Here is an 18,002-nt window from a genome sequence, read left to right on the forward strand (position 1 = left end):
TTAGATGTAAATCAAAAATTCCCAGCCACTGTCGAAACAGTCGGCTGACTAAAAACTTGTTTGAAGTATTCTACCCATTATCGAATTTGAACAATCGCAGAATTCGTAACTAATTCTTTATCCAACTCGGCTTTAGCCTCTTCAGCTTCTTGCAAGCTTGGAAACGGCCCTACCCGAACCGTGTAAATTTTTTGGGTCTTGGTAGAAAAATCACCAATTGTTACGGTATAACGCATTTCCAACACACCCAATGTCTTATTAGCCGACTCAATCGAATTATAAGAGGCTACCCGCACTAACCAAGCGGGAGATTTATCTTCCGAAGGCAGTACGGGCTCTTTAATATCTTGCGACTTAGCCGTGGCGGTGGATTTATCTAAAATCTCGGTGTTAGCATCCTGTTGTTTTTTAGATTCAATTGACTGTTTAGCCTGAGTCGGTTGCGATGGCGCAGTGGGTGATGAGACGTTGGTCTGAATATCTCTGCCTAAAGATGGCGTGACTTCAGATTCCGACTTTTTATTTGAACGGATAGCGCTGCTGTCATCTAGCTTGTTTGAGGTTGACTTTTTAAACTGGTTATCCATTTTTGCCGTCGGCGACACTGAATCATCAGGAGTTGAATACAACCAAGGTTGTGCTTTTTCATAGTCAACCGGATTAGCATACCAACTTGGCACCAATATAATCAGCAGTGCCAGCCAAATGACCGCACCGGTTATCCTATATTTTGTTAACTCATCCATTCTGTCAACTCTGCCATTGCTTGTGAAACGGTAACAAAAGAGCCATAGATCAAAACCCGACTTTCGTTTGATTGGCGTGCGCAGGTGACGGCTTCAGCCATAGAATTGAAAGCTAGCTGACATTCCGCTCCCACGCCGGCTAATCTTAACACCTCTTGAAGCCGGGCTAAAGGTGCAGAACGTTCAACCTGTAAATCTACCAGTAACCAGTGACTAGCATAAGGCTTAATTTGTGACACCATCGCTTCAATGTCTTTATCAGCCAAGGCTGAAAAAACAACCAGGTATTTAGTTTGTTCCGGTTGCCGTTTTAAGTGGTTAGCTAAAACATCAACCGACTGTGAATTATGCGCCACATCTAACAACCAGGCCTGGTGGTCAAGTTGAATAGTTTGCAAACGCCCAGGGTGCTGTATTTGTTTTAAGCCTTGCTCATAAGCGACTTGATCTATTGTTAACCTAGCTTGAGTCTTTAATAAAGCCAACACACCCGCGGCGTTTTGCAACTGAAACAAACCCGCTAAGTTAGGCAGAGGTAAGGTTATTGATTGATCAGCTATTTTGAAAACCCAGTCATCAGAGTCAACATTAAAGCCATAATCACGCCCCAGTAACTTTAAATCAACATGCAATTTTTCAGCGTAATCGACCACAGTTTTTGGTGGATTCGGGTCCGAACACACCGTCAATCCGTTTGACCGCATAATGCCGGCTTTTTCAAAACCGATTTTTTCACGATCCGAGCCTAACCACTCAATATGATCTACATCAATTGCCGTTAATAAACAAGCTTGAGCATCTACAATATTTACCGCATCCAAACGGCCACCCAAACCAACTTCAAGTACTACTATGTCCAAGGCTGATTGTTTAAATAGAACGAGAGCGGCTAAGGTGGCAAACTCAAAGTAGGTCAGCTTGATGCCTTGGCGGGCTTTTTCAATCCTGTCAAACGCCACCACAATCTGCTGATCAGAAACTGGTTGCGCATTTAACTGAATACGTTCATTAAAACGTAAAATATGAGGTGACGTGTAACTCCCCACTTTATAGCCCGCTGCACTCAAGATCGCCACCAGCATCGCAACACTGGAACCTTTACCATTGGTTCCTGCAACGGTAATTACATAGGGTGCAGGGGTCAAAACATCAAGCTGTTTGGCAACCTCACGCACTCGATCAAGCCCGAGTTCGATTTCTTGAGCGTGCAACTGAAGCAGCCAGTTTAACCAATCAGTTAAACCGCTGTGAATGGTGGGTAGATTCAATTTAATCTCTTATTGATTCATTAAAATCCGTGCCATAGAGGCTAACTCTTTAGTGAGCTGATGACGATGAATAATACGATCAATCGCGCCATGTTCTAACAAGAACTCACTGCGCTGGAAACCTTCCGGTAATTTTTCACGCACGGTTTGCTCAATAACGCGCGGACCCGCGAAACCTATCAGGGCTTTCGGTTCGGCAATATTTAAGTCTCCCAACATCGCAAAGCTAGCGGATACGCCACCCATGGTTGGATCGGTCATGACTGAAATATAAGGTAAACCTTGCGCTCTTAAACGACCCAAAGCCGCACTGGTTTTCGCCATCTGCATTAATGAAAATAAAGCTTCTTGCATGCGCGCCCCACCACTCGCCGAGAAACACACCATTGGACAACGACGAGCAATCGCCTCGTTCACAGCACGAACAAACTTCTCGCCCACAACCGACCCCATTGAGCCACCCATATATTTAAACTCAAATGCGGCCGCAACCACTTCGAGTCCGTCAATGGTGCCAACTTGAGTTATCAAGGCGTCTTTTTCACCAGTTGCTCTTTGCGCCGCGACAATACGATCTTTATATTTTTTCTGATCACGAAACTTCAGAGCGTCAACGGGGGAGACATCGGCCGAGATTTCAGTAATTTTACTGCTTTCATCAAAAAAGGCTTTTAAACGTTTACGTGCGCTCAAGCGCAAATGGTGGTCGCACTTTGGACACACCTCATCGTTACGCTCAACTTCAGAACGATACAGCACACTTTCACACTTTGGGCATTTCATCCAAAGTCCTTCTGGCACCGATTTCTTCCGTTCCGTTACTTGTTTAATACTGGGTAAAATTTTCTCAAACCAACTCACAATACTTCTCCCTTATCAGCTTGATCTAAAGCATGTCGAAACACACGCATTTGTTTAATCAAAGCCTGTTTAATTGCTAACAAACCTTCTTGCTGATGCTGTTCAATCAAGCTCACTAAGGCCGAACCGATAATCACAGCCTCGCCAACTTGCGCCATTTGATAGGCCGATTCGGCATCTCGAATACCAAAACCAATACCGACCGGCAAATCAACCTGTTGTTTGAGTAAGTCAACCTGAGTTCGTACATTACCGACATCCAGTTTTCCTGTTCCGGTTACACCTTTTAACGAAACATAATAAACAAATCCGCTACCTTGCTCAGCAACCGCCTTTAACCTTGACTTGGGGGTGGTTGGCGAAACTAAAAACACACGATCAAGATGATGTTTCGCTAACACTTCAGTATAACCGGCGGTTTCCTCAGGTGGCATATCAACCGTCAACACCCCATCCAATCCTGCCAGCTCCGCCTGCTGGGCAAAGTGTTCAAACCCCATGGCTTCAACCGGATTTAAATACCCCATCAATAAAACAGGGGTTTCATTGTCGGTTTCTCGAAACTGTTTAACAACCGATAAAACCTGTTTCAAACTCATATTATGCTTTAAGGCGCGTTCAACAGCCTTTTGGATAACCGGACCATCCGCCATCGGGTCTGAAAAAGGCACACCCAACTCAATTAAATCTGCCCCCTCTTCTACCATCAGCTTCATCAATTCAAGTGTCGCGGTGGGTTCTGGATCTCCAGCGGTGATATAAGGGATTAAAGCGGTTCGATTTTCGGCTTTTAATTGCGCTAAACGGGTTTTAATTCTATTCATATTATTCATCATTTCAGAAATCAAACCCTTCAATTTTGCCTATGGTGTTCATGTCTTTATCGCCACGTCCCGACAAGTTAATAATAATGGTTTGATCTGGGCGCATAGTCGGCGCCAGCTTAGTCGCATAAGCTAACGCATGACTGGTTTCTAACGCTGGAATTATGCCTTCCATATGCGTTAAATCTCGCCAGCCTTGTAAAGCTTCATCATCAGTAATCGCGACAAATTCAGCCCGACCAATATCCTTTAACCAAGCCAACTCAGGGCCCACACCAGGATAATCTAGACCCGCTGAAATAGAATGAGTACCCGAAATTTGTCCGTTTTCATCTTGCATCAGATAGGTACGGTTACCGTGCAACACACCGGGCTTACCTTTACATAAAGGCGCCGCGTGTTGCCCCGTCTCCAAACCATGCCCTCCCGCTTCAACACCGTATATTTTTACCGACTCATCCGGTAAAAAGGCGTGGAACAAACCCATCGCATTCGATCCGCCGCCCACACAGGCAATAAGCGCATCGGGTAGTTTGCCTTCTTTTTGCAGAATTTGCTCACGCGCTTCACGACCAATAATGGATTGAAAATCACGTACCATCATTGGGTAAGGATGGGGGCCCGCCACGGTGCCGATAATATAAAAGGTATTGTCAACATTGGTTACCCAGTCACGCATCGCTTCATTCAAGGCATCTTTGAGTGTACGTGTGCCCGATTCGACGGCAACGACTTTAGCGCCCAGCATTTTCATTCGAGCTACATTGGGAGCTTGACGCACTACATCGTCGGCCCCCATGTAAACCACACATTCTAAACCTAAACGTGCGGCCACTGTCGCACTCGCTACGCCATGCTGACCAGCACCAGTTTCAGCTATAATTCGAGTCTTGCCGAGCTGTTTAGCCAACAAAGCCTGACCAATCGTATTATTTATTTTGTGCGCGCCAGTATGGTTTAAGTCTTCTCGTTTTAAATAAATTTTGGCCCCACCGAGACTTTCACTCCAGCGCTTCGCATAGTAGAGAGGGCTGGGGCGCCCGACATAATCCTGATAGTCAGCTTTCAGCTGCTCCAAAAAGTCAGGATCATTTTTAATTTTTTGGTATTGCTGTTTAAGCTCTTCGAGTGGTGCCATCAATGTTTCTGGGGCAAACACACCACCATATGGGCCAAAATGGCCATTCTCGTCTGGAAATTGAGCGTAATCAATCGTCATTTAATCATCCATTATCATCTAGGTTTTTTTACAGGGTAGCCTGAATAAAGTCGGCTATTTTTTGAGCCGATTTTATGCCTTTTTTTATCTCAACGCCGCCACTGACATCCAGTGCCCAAATATTTGGGATACCCAACGCGGCTTTAACATTTTCAGGCGTTAAACCACCTGCCAATATAAGGGGTTTGACCGAATCCTTAGGGAACAATTTCCAATTAAAAACCTCTCCCGTCCCCCCTGGCACGCCAGGCTTGTATGTGTCGAGCAATAAAGCTTGAGCGTCTTTGTAAGTCTCCGCAAAGTGCATCACATCCGTATCGGCTTGCATCGCCACCGCTTTGATGTAGGGCCGAGAAAAACGGCCACAAAACTCAGCCAGCTCATTTCCATGAAATTGCAATAAATCTACTTTAACTTCATTAATAACCTGCTCAACCAATAACGCGTCGGCATTCACAAATAAAGCGGTAGTTGTCACAAAAGCCGGTAAATTTTGAACAATGAGTTTAGCTTGCTCAACGGTCACCGATCTGGGACTGGGTTCATAGAAAACCAAACCAATCGCATCGGCTCCGGCGCAAGCCGCCGCTAGGGCATCTTCTGGACGTGTGATACCGCACACTTTTACCCTGACACGTTTCATTATTGCCATAAAACCTCATTCAACGAAGCCTGCGGTATCGCAAACTCTTGTGGGTAAAATGCGTTGACAAAATATAGGCCGGTAGCCGGTGCGGTTATTGTCGCTTTGGTTCTGTCTTGCAACACTAATAAGTCTGCCACCCATTCAACTGGCGCGTCAACTCTTCCAACTTGCATCAAAGTTCCGGCAATGTTTCGCACCATGTGATGCAAAAAAGCATTGGCTTTTATGTCTATAAAAACAAAATCACCCCGCCGTGTTACCTTCACAAAATCAATCTCTCGGCGTGCGTGGCTAGCTTGGCATTGAGCGGCTCTAAAAGATGAAAAATCAAACTCACCCACCAAAGCTTGAGCCGCCTGGTGCATAAGGGTTTCATCTAAAGGTTTGCGCTCCCAGGTGACCCGATCACTTAATACCGCACTGCGAACAGGCCGATTAAAGATAACATATCGATACTGGCGCGCAAATGCACTAAACCGTGCATGAAAATCCTTGCCAACCCGTTTCACCCAGCTAATCCGAATATCGGCTGGCAAATGTGTATTCACGCCTTCTAGCCAAGATCTTTCAGATCGCTCAACAGGTGTTTCAAAATGAATCACCTGCCCTATCGCATTCACACCCGTATCCGTCCGACCCGCACATACAACTTCAATCGATTCCGCCGCAATCCGACTCAGTGCTCGCTCTACAAAAGCCTGAACTGAATCACAATGATGTTGACGCTGCCAACCACAGTAGTGTTTCCCTAAATACTCGACACCCAACGCCCACTTCATTTATGAAACTACAAGTATTTTTCGATCAATACTTCAGCAATTTGCACGGTATTGGTCGCCGCACCTTTACGCACATTATCGGCAACAACCCATAGATTCAAACCACATTCAACCGTAATATCTTCACGAATACGACCAACATATACTGGATTAGTATCAGCCGCATCCGATACGGCCGTCGGGTAACCACCATCCACATGTTCATCAATCACCACCAGGCCTGGTGATTTCTGCAATAACTCACGTGCTTGCTGAGCTGTAATTTTTTGTTTTGTTTCGATATGAATGGCTTCACTGTGACCAAAGAAAACAGGGACTCGAACCGCAGTTGGGTTGACTTTAATAGACTCGTCACCAAAAATCTTTTTGGTTTCCCAAACCATTTTCATTTCTTCTTTGGTATAGCCGTTTTCCATAAACACATCAATTTGTGGAATACAGTTAAACGCAATTTGCTTCGGATAAACTTCAATTTCAACTGGCTTAAGATTCATAATGTCAGCTGTTTGCTTAGCCAACTCTTCAATCGCTTCTTTACCCGTTCCTGATACCGCTTGATAGGTAGCCACGTTAATGCGATCAATGCCCACGGCATCATAAATCGGCTTTAGAGCCACCATCATTTGAATGGTTGAGCAATTTGGATTCGCAATTATGCCACGCTTTTTATAACCGGCAATCGCATCAGGGTTCACTTCAGGTACGACTAGAGGGATATCGTCGTCATAACGAAATTGTGAGGTATTATCTACCACAACACATCCTGCTGCAGCGGCTTTCGGGGCATAAATAGCAGACACACTTGCACCGGGTGAAAATAACCCAATCTGAGCTTTTGAGAAATCAAATGTCTCCAGGTCTAATACCTCAACCCACTCACCTTTGAATTCAATTTTTTTGCCTGCAGAGCGACTGCTTGCCAGAAGGTACAGGTTTCCTATCGGAAAATCACGCTCCTCTAGTACTTTTAAAATCGTCTCACCTACGGCACCGGTGGCGCCAACTACTGCGACATCAAATTTTCTCATAAGAAACTCAACCTATCCTTTGCTTTACGCTTTGTTATGCTTTTTTCTCGTCTAAATCCGACTCTTCATCTTTGTTGGAATCCGATTCCTGACCAAACTTTGGCCTCTCAATTTGCGCCGGTTTTTCGTCTTCAACACCTACGATAATACCGCTTTCACTTAACTCTCGGCTTTGGCCAATAAATTTGCCGCCGGTTTCAATAGTTAATTCGCCACTAATTAACTCGCCGACTAACTTGCCCGTTTCTAATATTTCAATACGTTCACAAGCTACTTTACCTTCTAATTTTCCACTTAGAAAAATTGAACGCGCCTTAATTAAACCATTCAAACTGCCGTTCTGGCCAATTGAAATATCGTAACTGGTTTCAACAATACCGTCGATGTGGCCATCAATATGCAGCGCTCCCTGCAAATCGACAATTTCACCGTTTACTGAACATCCCTCAGCAATAATTGTTTTTCCACCTTCTCGACTTGGTTTCTGATCGCCTGACTTAAAGATCCCCATGGTATACCCTCTACTTTATCAAAAATACTATCGTAATCTTCCAACCCCCACTGCACAAACGGTGCGGGATTTAATTTACGCTGAACAAAATTTACTTCATAGTGTAGGTGAGGTCCAGTAGAAACGCCGGTAGATCCAACGCCCCCAATTAAGTCACCCTTATTAACAAACTGGCCTGTTTTGACATTGAGTGTATGCAAATGACCATAAAAGGTTTTAAACCCATAAGCATGACTCAAAATGATGAGGTTGCCATAACCACTACTGCGATGATACCCAGCATATTCAACAACGGCATCGGCCGTTGCTAACACCGGTGCACCTCGTTCACCACGGTAGTCAATACCGTAATGAAATTCACGCGTGCCTCTAACCGGGTGGGTTCGCCAACCATAGCCACTGGTTACCCCTCTAAACACGCCTACAGGGCGTCCATTTGGAATATGATCCAGCATAATTTGCTTTTCAAGCGTGGTTAACTGAGTCAATTTAACTCGCTCAATGATTGGCGAATCTAGTTCGGGCTGTACACCAATCAACTCTTCTAAGCCTTGCAATGTCTGGTCTAAAAACCCGACTTGCTTGATCTTTTCTTCGAGCTCATTAACCAGCAGTGCTTTTTCCTCAACCAGATTAGAGTACTCATTTTGGCGTTCGTCAAGCGCCCTTAAAAAAGACATTTCAGCTTGGCGTTTTAACGTCTGAATTTCTTCGACTTCTTTATTTAGCCACCAAATAGAACCCGCCCCACCGGTAACCACTAAGAAAAAGACGATCAGCAACACCCAGACAAACTTTTTAACAAACTGACTGAACGAGTAATGACGTGCACCGTGCACATCCGTTATCGTAATTGTAAAATGCTGTCTAGAAGACATCTATTATCCTAAGGCCTTAACAACCGCTGATCCCATCTCTGATGTAGATACTTTCTGCATACCTTTCGAATAGATATCACCAGTTCTGAGTCCTTGATCTAAGACTTTACTTACCGCCTGCTCAATCTTAATCGCTAAATCTTCACGCCCCAAGCTGTATCGCAACATCATTGCGGCAGACAAGATAGTTGCCAATGGGTTAGCCAGGTTTTGCCCCGCAATGTCTGGTGCAGAGCCATGACTTGGCTCGTACATGCCTTTGTTGTTTGCATCTAATGACGCGGAAGGTAACATGCCGATTGAACCAGTCAGCATAGACGCTTCGTCTGACAAAATATCACCAAACATATTACCGGTAACAATCACATCAAACTGCTTCGGATTACGCACCAGCTGCATAGCGGCATTATCAACATACATATGTGACAGCTCAACGTCTGGATATTGCTGAGCTAAGTCCGTCATCACCTCACGCCATAACTCCGTCACCTCTAGTACGTTAGCTTTATCGACAGAACATACCTTTTTATTGCGTTTCATCGCCGCTTGAAATGCTACGTGCCCAATACGCTCGATTTCTGACTCTGAATACACATAGGTGTTGTACCCCTGACGTTCACCATTTTCTAGCGTACGGATACCACGTGGTTGACCAAAATAAATCCCGCCCGTTAACTCCCGAACGATCAAAATATCTAAACCGGACACCACTTCGGGCTTAAGTGAAGAAGCATCCGCTAGCTGTGGGTATAAAAACGCTGGACGCAAGTTAGCAAACAACCCCAGCCCTGAACGTAAACCTAACAAGCCTTTTTCAGGGCGCACAGAAATATCAAGTGTTTCCCACTTATAACCGCCGACCGCACCAAGCAGAATGGCGTCAACATCACGCGCCATCTGCATTGTTTCTTCTGGCAAAGGATGGCCGCTGACATCATAAGCCGCGCCCCCTACTAGACCACTAACCATGTCAATATCTAAACCATGATTCGCTTTAAGTGCTTCCAAAACATTGACCGCTTCTGCAACGATTTCTGGGCCAATACCATCACCTGGCAATAACAATACTTTTTGTGTCATTTATACTTTCCTACTAATCTTGATTTATGCGAACAACCACGGTGTTTTTTCACGCATTTTTTGCTCGTATGCCTTTATGTTTTCTGCATGCACTAAGGTTAAGCCAATATCATCCAAGCCATTTAATAAACAATGACGTCTAAAGGCATCAACTTCAAAGTCGATAACCTGTCCAGCTGGCGTCACAATCTGCTGCTGTTCTAAATCGACCGTTAGCTCATATCCTTCTTTAGACTCAACCGCTTTAAACAAATCATCTACTTGCTTTTCAGGCAGAGGAATCGGCAAGATGCCATTTTTAAAACAATTATTGAAAAATATATCTGCAAAGCTGGGCGCAATTACGACATCAAAGCCGTAATCCTTTAAAGCCCAAGGCGCATGTTCACGGCTTGAACCACAACCAAAATTTTCTCGTGCCAATAAAATTTTAGCGCTTTGATAACGTGGCTGGTTCAACACAAAATCTGGATTTAGCGGACGCTGCGAGCTATCCTCTCCGGGTTGCCCCACATCTAAGTAACGCCATTCGTCAAACAGGTTAGGCCCAAATCCGGTGCGTTTAATTGACTTCAAGAATTGTTTAGGAATAATCGCATCCGTATCGACATTTGAGCGATCCAATGGTGCAACAATAGCTGTTAGCTTAGTGAATTGATTCATACTCATAACGACACTCCCATCATTTCGCGCACATCCACAAAATGACCCGCTACCGCTGCAGCGGCCGCCATTTGTGGACTAACTAAGTGAGTACGTCCACCGGCACCTTGACGCCCTTCAAAGTTACGATTCGAAGTAGAGGCACAATGCTTCTGCGGAGGCAAACGATCAGCATTCATCGCTAGACACATTGAGCAACCCGGATTACGCCACTCAAATCCGGCTTCAATAAAGATCTTATCCAAGCCTTCAGCTTCAGCCTGCTGCTTAACTCTGCCCGATCCAGGCACCACCAAGGCTTGCTCAATATTAGGTGAAACTTTACGGCCTTTTACGATATTCGCCGCAGCTCGCAAATCTTCCATACGCGAGTTAGTACATGAACCAATAAATACATAATCTATTGCGATATCTGTAATCGCCATATTAGGTTTTAGCCCCATGTAGTCAAGTGCGCGTCTAATGCCACCAGCCTTAACAGGGTCGGCTTCTTTGGCCGGGTCAGGTACCACGGAATTAACACTGGCTACCATTTCAGGAGATGTTCCCCAGCTCACCTGAGGCTCAATATTTGAGCCATCCAGTTCAATCACCTTGTCAAAAACCGCATCCAAATCAGATTTAAAATTTGACCAATAAGCCACCGCCGCATCCCAATATTCTTCTTTAGGGGCAAAATGTCGACCTTTTACATAATCTATTGTTTTGTCATCTACCGCCACCAGGCCTGCTCTTGCGCCAGCTTCAATCGCCATATTACAAACCGTCATACGTCCTTCAACCGACATATCTCGCATGACCTGACCACCAAATTCAATTGCACAACCATTACCGCCAGCTGTACCAATCTTACCTATAATAGCTAACACCACGTCTTTAGGTCCAACACCTGGTTTTAATACACCGTCGACCCTAACCAACATGTTTTTCATTTTCTTTTGAATTAAGCACTGGGTCGCTAATACATGCTCGACTTCAGACGTACCAATGCCATGCGCCAATGCACCTAAAGCACCATGGGTTGATGTATGAGAATCGCCACACACCACAGTCATACCTGGTAAGGTGGCGCCAGATTCAGGGCCGACAACATGCACGATCCCTTGGCGAACATCGCCCATGCCATATTCAGTAATGCCGAATTCTTTAGTATTGGTTCCCAAAGTTTGAACTTGAATACGCGAGATCGGATCTTTAATGCTCGACACCCCACCTGTCAGCTCAGTAGTTGGCACGTTATGATCGGGGGTAGCCAGGTTTGCTGAAACACGCCACGGCTTACGCTTCGCTAAACGCAGGCCTTCAAAAGCTTGAGGCGAAGTTACTTCATGCAATAATTGCCGATCAATATAGATCAAGGCGGTACCGTCTTCTTCCTGACGAACTACATGCGCATCCCACAACTTGTCATAGAGCGTTTTTGCTAACATTGGTTTTCCGTATCCATTTAATACTTGAACGGACTAAACACATTCCGCCACAAGCTAAAGTCTAAAAAATAGTTTCGAATTATAACATTTTGAAACTTTTACAACGTAGTAAAATATCATCAATTCAAACCAAACCTTGCGAAAAAAAATGAGTTATCAGATCAAAGAAGTATTTTATTCCCTACAGGGCGAAGGTGTACATACTGGGCGGCCGGCTATTTTTTGCAGATTTAGCCAATGTAACTTATGGACAGGCCGTGAACAAGATCGAGATAGTGCGATTTGTTCATTTTGTGACACCGATTTTGTCGGTACAGATGGCCAAAATGGTGGCCGTTTTGCTGATGCCAAGGCGTTAACCCAACACTTATTAAGTTTCTGGCCAAAATCAACCCAAATCCACCCTTTTGTCGTATTAACAGGGGGGGAACCCTTATTACAGGTTGACCAAAACCTGGTAGATGAGCTACACAAATATAAGATTGAAATCGCAATTGAAACCAATGGCACAAAACTCCCTCCAAAAGGAATCGACTGGATATGTGTTAGCCCTAAAGCTGGCGCACCTTGGATTTTGACCGAAGGTGATGAACTTAAATTAGTTTACCCACAGATCGGATTATTGCCCAACCACATCTCAATCACAGGCTTTAACCACTTTTACTTACAACCCATGGATGGAGCAGATCAGGCAAAAAATCTTAAGTCTGCAATAAGTTTCTGTCTTCAACACCCTGAGTGGCGTCTAAGCTTACAGACTCACAAAATAATGAATATTGACTAGAAGTTTAAATCTATGTGGAATCAAAAATTTGACCGAGAAGATTATTTATACGGTACAGAGCCAAACGATTTCTTGCGTGCCGCTTCCCAGAAGCTGACCCCCAATAGCAACATACTTTGCATTGCGGAAGGCGAAGGACGTAACGCCATTTTTTTGGCCAAGCTAGGCCACCAAGTCACCGCAGTCGATGCTTCCGAGATTGGTCTAAACAAAGCCCAGCAACTTGCTAAACAAGAAAACGTAATCATCCAAACCTTAGTCGCCGACCTAGCCGAATTTGACATGGGTCAATCTAAATGGGATGCCATTATTGCCATTTTTTGCCACCTACCCCCCACATTGAGGAAGCAAGTGCATGGCAATATTGTCACGGCACTCAAATCCCATGGCGTTTTTATCGCTGAAGCCTATAGTAAAAAACAACTTGAACACAGCACGGGTGGCCCGAAAGACTTGGATTTATTAATGGATTTAAATGAGGTTAAACTCGAATTGCTCGGCCTAGACTGGTCGCACGCCACAGAAACTCAAAGAGAAATACTAGAAGGCACTGGACACACGGGCATTGGTGAAGTTATTCAACTGATTGGACTAAAAACACACTGACAAAACGTCACTATAATAAATTGCCAGTCTTATCAATCATAATAATGACCCGGCGATTCAATGAGCGTCCGTAGGGCGTATCATTAGGCGCAACGGCATCGTTATCAGCACGCCCCTCAATGTAAACCAATTCCCGATTAACCCCCATATAAATAAAGGTTCGCCCTACAGTGGCCGCACGCGAAGCCGATAACTCCCAGTTTGACGGGTATTGCAATGTATTAATAGGTACACTGTCTGTATAACCTGTAATACGAATAGTCTGACCACGCCCCGCCAAAGTTTCGCCAAGTAACTCCAATTGCAAGCGAGTTCGGTCGTTGATCGTGGCGCGCCCACTTTCAAAAAAGCTGTCAGATTTCAAGGTTATCTTCGTATATTCAGGCGTATCTTCAATTTCAATATCTTTTACATTTACTTGACTCATCGCCCGCTGAATTTCTAGTGTAGTCGCTGGTGGCTTCAGGTCTAACGGATTCAACTCGCTGCCACGGATACTTGCGTCTTGCTCCACCTCTTTAGAAGATTTATCGCCCAACATTGACTGTACAAATGCATCCCTATCACCTGGGTCAACAACCGAAACTAGCCACATCACCAAGAAAAAAACCATCAAAACGGTCATTAAATCGGCTAATGCAATCTTCCAAGAACCGCCATGGGCCCCACCACCTTCATCGTGCCCTCCACCGCGACGACGAGACATATTAAACTCCCTGCCTAGTATTCATTAATTGCTCCGCGGAATATCATATTCTGGCGGAATACGTTGACGCGCAACTTCAACCGCAAGGTTTGGCGATACACCATTTGCATAAGCGGCAATAAAAGCCGCGGTCATTTCGAGTAATGAACGATCCTGTCGATTCATTATTTCCAATGCATGAGTAAAAGGAGCCACCAGTGCAAAGGCAAAAAAGATACCTGCCAAGGTACCAACTAAAGCCGCGCCCACAGATTGGCCGATTAGAGCCACATCCATTTCACCACCCAGCAATGTCATTGTTAAAATTACGCCCATAATCGCCGCCACAATACCAAACCCGGGTAACCAGTCTGCGATTTTGCCGGTAGCTTTGGGTAATTCCATCATCGAATTATAAATACCATCAATTTGATCCAATAAATGATCTTCAAAATGCTGGCTTTGCGGTGGGTTCAACAACAAATAACTAAAATTATCGACAATGAATTTACGCAGTGCTTTATGCTTCATCACCAATGAATAATGACTGAATATCGGACTGACCCCAGGATTCACAACATGCTTTTCGAGCGCTAACATGCCACTGGCACGCGCCGTTCTTGCTAACTCCTCAAGCAATCCAATCGTTTCTGCATACAAACGTTTATTAACCTTATCGCCCGCAAACACACGACCAGCACTCTTAAAAGCTTCAAGCCAAATATACATGGGTGTCGATACCATAAAGGCCCCTATCGCCACACCCAAAATGATGACCAATTCAGAGGGATGCCAAATTGAAGCTAGGTTTCCACCCATTAACTTAAAGCCGCCAAGAAAGCTTAAAAATATAACTAAGATCCCGAGGGGTTTTGCAAAAATACTCATATATAACCATTCACCGAGTTAAGTCATATCCAAGCCGAGCTTGGATAGCAGGTTTTATTTTAATCACTTTTATAAATCAGAACAAAGCAACAGATATGCCATCCTTACTGAGACAAACGTACTTCTGTGACTTTCTTCAAGGTTCTCGGTAGCGGAATACCTCGCTTAGCTCTTTCAGACAGTGCCTCTTCAAGAGCCGTTACACCTAATGTTTTAACGTAATCCCCAGCCACAAAGTCCAATTTTGAACCTGGCTCGCAAGCAAATACAGCTATAACACTCTCGTCTTTGGCTAATTGAATTAGCTTATTGCCTTTACCCTTTGCCAACTCAGGCAGCTCATCCGATAAAAACACTAACAATCTAGGTTCAGACGTAACGATCACCACCCAATTTCCAGCTTTAACACCACAGGGCGCCAACACTTCCGACTTGGCCGGCAGACTTAAAATCGCCTTGCCGGATTTATTTTTTGAAACTAAGTTATCCAAGCTTGTAATAAAACCATAACCCGCCGTAGAAGCCAACACAAACTTCTGTTTGGGATCCCCCATAATTACCTGGGTAACTCGCGCCCCGGCAGGCAAACTTAATCGACCACTTAATGGCTCTCCATGACTTCTTGCCGAAGGTAAACTATGACCCGGCAAGCTATAACTGCGTCCAGTAGAATCAAAAAACACCGCCATTTGCCGACTCTGTCCAAAGGCTTGGGCGGCAAAATCATCGCCTGATTTATAAGCCAGCTGGCGGCCATCTACATCATGCCCTTTTGCGGCCCTGACCCAACCATTATCCGACAACACAACCGTAATTGGTTCAGATGGTAATAAATCTTGTTCGCTCATAGCGCGTGCCGCATCAACCTGAAGCAGAGGTGAGCGACGCTCATCGCCATAGGCTTCTGCGTCAGCCAACAACTCTTTCTTAACCTGGCTTTTAAGCCGTGTTTCACTGGAAAGAATTCGCTCGAGCTTTTGACGCTCGGCTTCCAGCTCGGCTTGCTCACCACGAATCTTCATTTCTTCTAGACGTGCTATGTGACGTAATTTCAGCTCTAGAATCGCTTCCGCCTGAATATCACTTAAACCAAAGCGCTCCATTAAGGCTGGCTTGGGCTTATCTTCTTCACGAATAATTGCAATGACTTCATCAATATTTAAAAAGGCAATTAATAAGCCATCTAAAATATGTAAACGATCCAGTACTTTATCTAATCGATACTGTAAACGGCGGCGCACAGTTTCAACACGATAAGACAACCACTCAAGCAACATACCTCGTAAGTGTTTAACTTGCGGGCGGCCATTTAAACCAATCACATTTAAATTGACCCGATAACTGCGTTCAAGATCGGTACTAGCAAATAAATGCAACATCGTGGCATGTACGTCAATACGCTTAGAACGCAACTCAATCACTAAACGCGTCGGGTTTTCATGATCCGACTCATCTCGCAAATCAACCACCATTGGCAATTTTTTCGCGCGCATTTGATTCGCAATCTGCTCTAAAACTTTAGCCCCAGACACTTGAAACGGCAGCGCATTCACAACCACACTTAAATCGTCTTCAACCTCATAAGCCGCGCGCTGGCGTACTGAGCCATGCCCCGTTGTATAGAGCTGAGCCAACTCTTCTTTTGGTGTAATAATTAAAGCTTCATTCGGATAATCGGGGCCGGGAACAAATTCAAATAACTCGGCATCCGTTAAGTTTGGGTTTTCAATCAAAGCAATGCAGCCGGACACAATTTCGCGCAAATTGTGTGGCGGTATATCGGTAGCCATCCCCACCGCAATTCCTGAGGTACCATTAAGCAATATATGTGGCACTCTAGCTGGTAAAACCAACGGTTCATCCAACGTACCATCAAAGTTGGGCGCCCAATCAACCGTTCCTTGAGCGACTTCATCGAGTAATAGTTGCGCAAACTTAGACAACCTGGATTCGGTGTAACGCATGGCTGCAAACGATTTTGGATCATCGATCGAACCCCAGTTCCCTTGTCCATCAACCAGTGTGTAACGAAATGAAAAATCTTGCGCCATCAACACCATGGCTTCATAACAAGCACTGTCACCGTGTGGATGGAACTTACCTAGCACATCCCCCACAGTACGAGCCGACTTCTTATATTTTGACGTCGCTTTTAAACCCAGCTCTGACATCGCATAGATAATCCGTCGCTGCACCGGCTTTAAGCCATCACCAATATGAGGCAAAGCGCGATCTAAAATCACGTACATGGCGTAATCGAGATAAGCCTTCTCGGTGAAGTGCGCCACGCTTTGCTGCTCCACTCCCTCGTAATTGATGATTTGCTGAGACACACTTACTCCTTAGTCATTTTTCCGATTGCACAACTAACAAATGATTTGGCTTTGGCCCCTGCAGCACCCAAACCTTCCAATGATCCTACTTCAGGATAGCCCATGCTTTTAAGCTGCAATTTTACCTGATCAATTAATTCGTTTTCAGAAGAAAACGAAATTTGGCCTTGTTCAACATCAACCGCAACGTCGGACAAGCCATCCAAAGCGGACAGCTTAGACACAATTGAATGCGCACAACCCCCACATTTTATATTGTCAACTTCTAATCTATGTTGCATAGTAATCACCTTCAATTATTTATTTATTAAGAATCAATCATTATGTCAAATCATAAACCACACTCAAACTCTGAGTATCGCCATAATAAACGAATAACCACCCATCGACCAATTATCTTAAACCATCAAAACCTAAGCTTAGGTTTAACGATGATAAATTTATCTCTGACAGGACTGGGGGCAACTGGTCCCATCAAATTAAACGCCAATGATCTGGTTGAATTGCGTTTAAGTTTGCCATTTTATGACGAGTTTATTGAACTAAAACTCAATGCACGCCTTGTTCACAGCACTCCTGTTCGGGGACAATTTTTGATTGGGGTGGATTTTGACGCCATCAGTTCACACCAGCAACGCATTATTTCAAACTTCATTGATAGTCATGCAAAATCACAACTTTGATTGAAAATAATCCACTTACCTTTACAGCCTCACCATCCCTATTTATTTGCTCAATCTGCTCAATCTGCTCAATCTGCTCAATCTGCTCAA

Annotated in this window: 20 protein-coding genes; 3 read left to right on the forward strand and 17 right to left on the reverse strand. The window is 44.6% G+C overall.

All coding sequences use genetic code 11. The annotated features are described in order from the left end of the window. Positions 1–77: 77 nt before the first annotated feature. The 13 genes from IBX48_RS03645 to leuC are packed head-to-tail and all read right to left on the reverse strand — an operon-like array spanning position 78 to position 11,933. Positions 78–746: an SPOR domain-containing protein gene (locus tag IBX48_RS03645; protein WP_296830832.1), complete on the reverse strand. Its 669-nt coding sequence runs from the start codon at positions 744–746 to the stop codon at positions 78–80. Next, a complete protein-coding gene (folC, locus tag IBX48_RS03650) occupies positions 734–2,014 on the reverse strand; it encodes a bifunctional tetrahydrofolate synthase/dihydrofolate synthase (RefSeq protein WP_296830835.1) in 1,281 nt (426 codons plus the stop codon). The genes IBX48_RS03645 and folC overlap by 13 nt, the downstream gene beginning before the upstream one ends. A 9-nt stretch (positions 2,015–2,023) precedes the next feature. Further along, positions 2,024–2,878, reverse strand: a complete 855-nt coding sequence (accD, locus tag IBX48_RS03655) for an acetyl-CoA carboxylase, carboxyltransferase subunit beta (RefSeq protein ID WP_365942345.1) — start codon at positions 2,876–2,878, stop codon at positions 2,024–2,026. Beyond that, positions 2,872–3,699: a tryptophan synthase subunit alpha gene (gene trpA / locus IBX48_RS03660; RefSeq protein WP_296830839.1), complete on the reverse strand. Its 828-nt coding sequence runs from the start codon at positions 3,697–3,699 to the stop codon at positions 2,872–2,874. The genes accD and trpA overlap by 7 nt, the downstream gene beginning before the upstream one ends. A gap of 13 nt (positions 3,700–3,712) precedes the next feature. Further along, positions 3,713–4,918, reverse strand: coding sequence for a tryptophan synthase subunit beta (trpB, locus tag IBX48_RS03665; RefSeq protein ID WP_296830840.1), 1,206 nt, complete (start codon positions 4,916–4,918; stop codon positions 3,713–3,715). Positions 4,919–4,946: 28 nt separating this feature from the next. Beyond that, entirely contained in the window at positions 4,947–5,570 is a 624-nt protein-coding gene (locus tag IBX48_RS03670) for a phosphoribosylanthranilate isomerase (protein WP_296830841.1), read from the reverse strand. Then, a complete protein-coding gene (gene truA, locus IBX48_RS03675; RefSeq protein WP_296830843.1) occupies positions 5,561–6,343 on the reverse strand; it encodes a tRNA pseudouridine(38-40) synthase TruA in 783 nt (260 codons plus the stop codon). The genes IBX48_RS03670 and truA overlap by 10 nt, the downstream gene beginning before the upstream one ends. An 8-nt stretch (positions 6,344–6,351) precedes the next feature. Further along, positions 6,352–7,371, reverse strand: coding sequence for an aspartate-semialdehyde dehydrogenase (locus tag IBX48_RS03680; RefSeq protein WP_296830846.1), 1,020 nt, complete (start codon positions 7,369–7,371; stop codon positions 6,352–6,354). A gap of 34 nt (positions 7,372–7,405) precedes the next feature. Then, on the reverse strand, positions 7,406–7,882 hold the full coding sequence (locus IBX48_RS03685) for a polymer-forming cytoskeletal protein (protein ID WP_296830848.1): 477 nt from the start codon (positions 7,880–7,882) through the stop codon (positions 7,406–7,408). After that, positions 7,804–8,760: a M23 family metallopeptidase gene (locus IBX48_RS03690; protein ID WP_296830850.1), complete on the reverse strand. Its 957-nt coding sequence runs from the start codon at positions 8,758–8,760 to the stop codon at positions 7,804–7,806. The genes IBX48_RS03685 and IBX48_RS03690 overlap by 79 nt, the downstream gene beginning before the upstream one ends. A gap of 3 nt (positions 8,761–8,763) precedes the next feature. Then, the gene (gene leuB / locus IBX48_RS03695) at positions 8,764–9,840 is read right to left on the reverse strand and encodes a 3-isopropylmalate dehydrogenase (protein WP_296830852.1); all 1,077 of its coding nucleotides are present in this window, start codon (positions 9,838–9,840) and stop codon (positions 8,764–8,766) included. Positions 9,841–9,864: 24 nt separating this feature from the next. After that, complete coding sequence (gene leuD / locus IBX48_RS03700; protein ID WP_296830855.1) at positions 9,865–10,509, reverse strand: 3-isopropylmalate dehydratase small subunit; 645 nt, start codon at positions 10,507–10,509, stop codon at positions 9,865–9,867. Then, entirely contained in the window at positions 10,506–11,933 is a 1,428-nt protein-coding gene (gene leuC / locus IBX48_RS03705) for a 3-isopropylmalate dehydratase large subunit (protein WP_296830857.1), read from the reverse strand. Before leuC ends, leuD begins: the two co-directional genes overlap by 4 nt. A 148-nt stretch (positions 11,934–12,081) precedes the next feature. Here leuC and queE point away from each other — a divergent pair, with 148 nt between their 5' ends. Then, positions 12,082–12,717, forward strand: coding sequence for a 7-carboxy-7-deazaguanine synthase (queE, locus tag IBX48_RS03710; protein ID WP_296830859.1), 636 nt, complete (start codon positions 12,082–12,084; stop codon positions 12,715–12,717). Between the two features lie 12 nt (positions 12,718–12,729). Further along, complete coding sequence (locus tag IBX48_RS03715; RefSeq protein WP_296830861.1) at positions 12,730–13,323, forward strand: class I SAM-dependent methyltransferase; 594 nt, start codon at positions 12,730–12,732, stop codon at positions 13,321–13,323. Positions 13,324–13,333: 10 nt separating this feature from the next. Here the strand turns inward: IBX48_RS03715 and IBX48_RS03720 are convergent, their stop codons facing one another. The 4 genes from IBX48_RS03720 to IBX48_RS03735 form a co-directional block, all read right to left on the reverse strand. Further along, a complete protein-coding gene (locus IBX48_RS03720) occupies positions 13,334–14,029 on the reverse strand; it encodes a flagellar motor protein MotB (protein WP_296830863.1) in 696 nt (231 codons plus the stop codon). 24 nt (positions 14,030–14,053) lie between these two features. After that, entirely contained in the window at positions 14,054–14,896 is an 843-nt protein-coding gene (locus tag IBX48_RS03725; RefSeq protein ID WP_296830865.1) for a motility-associated protein, read from the reverse strand. A 104-nt stretch (positions 14,897–15,000) separates the two neighbouring features. Next, a complete protein-coding gene (gene parC, locus IBX48_RS03730; RefSeq protein WP_296830867.1) occupies positions 15,001–17,229 on the reverse strand; it encodes a DNA topoisomerase IV subunit A in 2,229 nt (742 codons plus the stop codon). Between the two features lie 2 nt (positions 17,230–17,231). Then, entirely contained in the window at positions 17,232–17,510 is a 279-nt protein-coding gene (locus tag IBX48_RS03735) for a heavy metal-associated domain-containing protein (RefSeq protein ID WP_296830870.1), read from the reverse strand. A gap of 42 nt (positions 17,511–17,552) precedes the next feature. On the opposite strand from IBX48_RS03735, the gene IBX48_RS03740 reads away from it, so the two are divergent. Next, positions 17,553–17,912, forward strand: coding sequence for a PilZ domain-containing protein (locus IBX48_RS03740; protein ID WP_296830873.1), 360 nt, complete (start codon positions 17,553–17,555; stop codon positions 17,910–17,912). Positions 17,913–18,002 lie beyond the last annotated feature (90 nt).

Source organism: Thiomicrospira sp. (assembly GCF_014859555.1).
Classification (GTDB): domain Bacteria; phylum Pseudomonadota; class Gammaproteobacteria; order Thiomicrospirales; family Thiomicrospiraceae; genus Thiomicrospira.

What these genes read in the sequence shown, in the direction of transcription:
- IBX48_RS03645 (WP_296830832.1), bottom strand. Translation starts at nt 746, where the DNA reads ATGGATGAGTTAACAAAATATAGGATAACCGGTGCGGTCATTTGGCTG.
- trpA (WP_296830839.1), bottom strand. Translation starts at nt 3,699, where the DNA reads ATGAATAGAATTAAAACCCGTTTAGCGCAATTAAAAGCCGAAAATCGA.
- trpB (WP_296830840.1), bottom strand. Translation starts at nt 4,918, where the DNA reads ATGACGATTGATTACGCTCAATTTCCAGACGAGAATGGCCATTTTGGC.
- IBX48_RS03670 (WP_296830841.1), bottom strand. Translation starts at nt 5,570, where the DNA reads ATGGCAATAATGAAACGTGTCAGGGTAAAAGTGTGCGGTATCACACGT.
- truA (WP_296830843.1), bottom strand. Translation starts at nt 6,343, where the DNA reads ATGAAGTGGGCGTTGGGTGTCGAGTATTTAGGGAAACACTACTGTGGT.
- IBX48_RS03680 (WP_296830846.1), bottom strand. Translation starts at nt 7,371, where the DNA reads ATGAGAAAATTTGATGTCGCAGTAGTTGGCGCCACCGGTGCCGTAGGT.
- IBX48_RS03685 (WP_296830848.1), bottom strand. Translation starts at nt 7,882, where the DNA reads ATGGGGATCTTTAAGTCAGGCGATCAGAAACCAAGTCGAGAAGGTGGA.
- IBX48_RS03690 (WP_296830850.1), bottom strand. Translation starts at nt 8,760, where the DNA reads ATGTCTTCTAGACAGCATTTTACAATTACGATAACGGATGTGCACGGT.
- leuB (WP_296830852.1), bottom strand. Translation starts at nt 9,840, where the DNA reads ATGACACAAAAAGTATTGTTATTGCCAGGTGATGGTATTGGCCCAGAA.
- leuD (WP_296830855.1), bottom strand. Translation starts at nt 10,509, where the DNA reads ATGAGTATGAATCAATTCACTAAGCTAACAGCTATTGTTGCACCATTG.
- leuC (WP_296830857.1), bottom strand. Translation starts at nt 11,933, where the DNA reads ATGTTAGCAAAAACGCTCTATGACAAGTTGTGGGATGCGCATGTAGTT.
- queE (WP_296830859.1), top strand. Translation starts at nt 12,082, where the DNA reads ATGAGTTATCAGATCAAAGAAGTATTTTATTCCCTACAGGGCGAAGGT.
- IBX48_RS03715 (WP_296830861.1), top strand. Translation starts at nt 12,730, where the DNA reads ATGTGGAATCAAAAATTTGACCGAGAAGATTATTTATACGGTACAGAG.
- IBX48_RS03720 (WP_296830863.1), bottom strand. Translation starts at nt 14,029, where the DNA reads ATGTCTCGTCGTCGCGGTGGAGGGCACGATGAAGGTGGTGGGGCCCAT.
- IBX48_RS03725 (WP_296830865.1), bottom strand. Translation starts at nt 14,896, where the DNA reads ATGAGTATTTTTGCAAAACCCCTCGGGATCTTAGTTATATTTTTAAGC.
- IBX48_RS03735 (WP_296830870.1), bottom strand. Translation starts at nt 17,510, where the DNA reads ATGCAACATAGATTAGAAGTTGACAATATAAAATGTGGGGGTTGTGCG.
- IBX48_RS03740 (WP_296830873.1), top strand. Translation starts at nt 17,553, where the DNA reads ATGTCAAATCATAAACCACACTCAAACTCTGAGTATCGCCATAATAAA.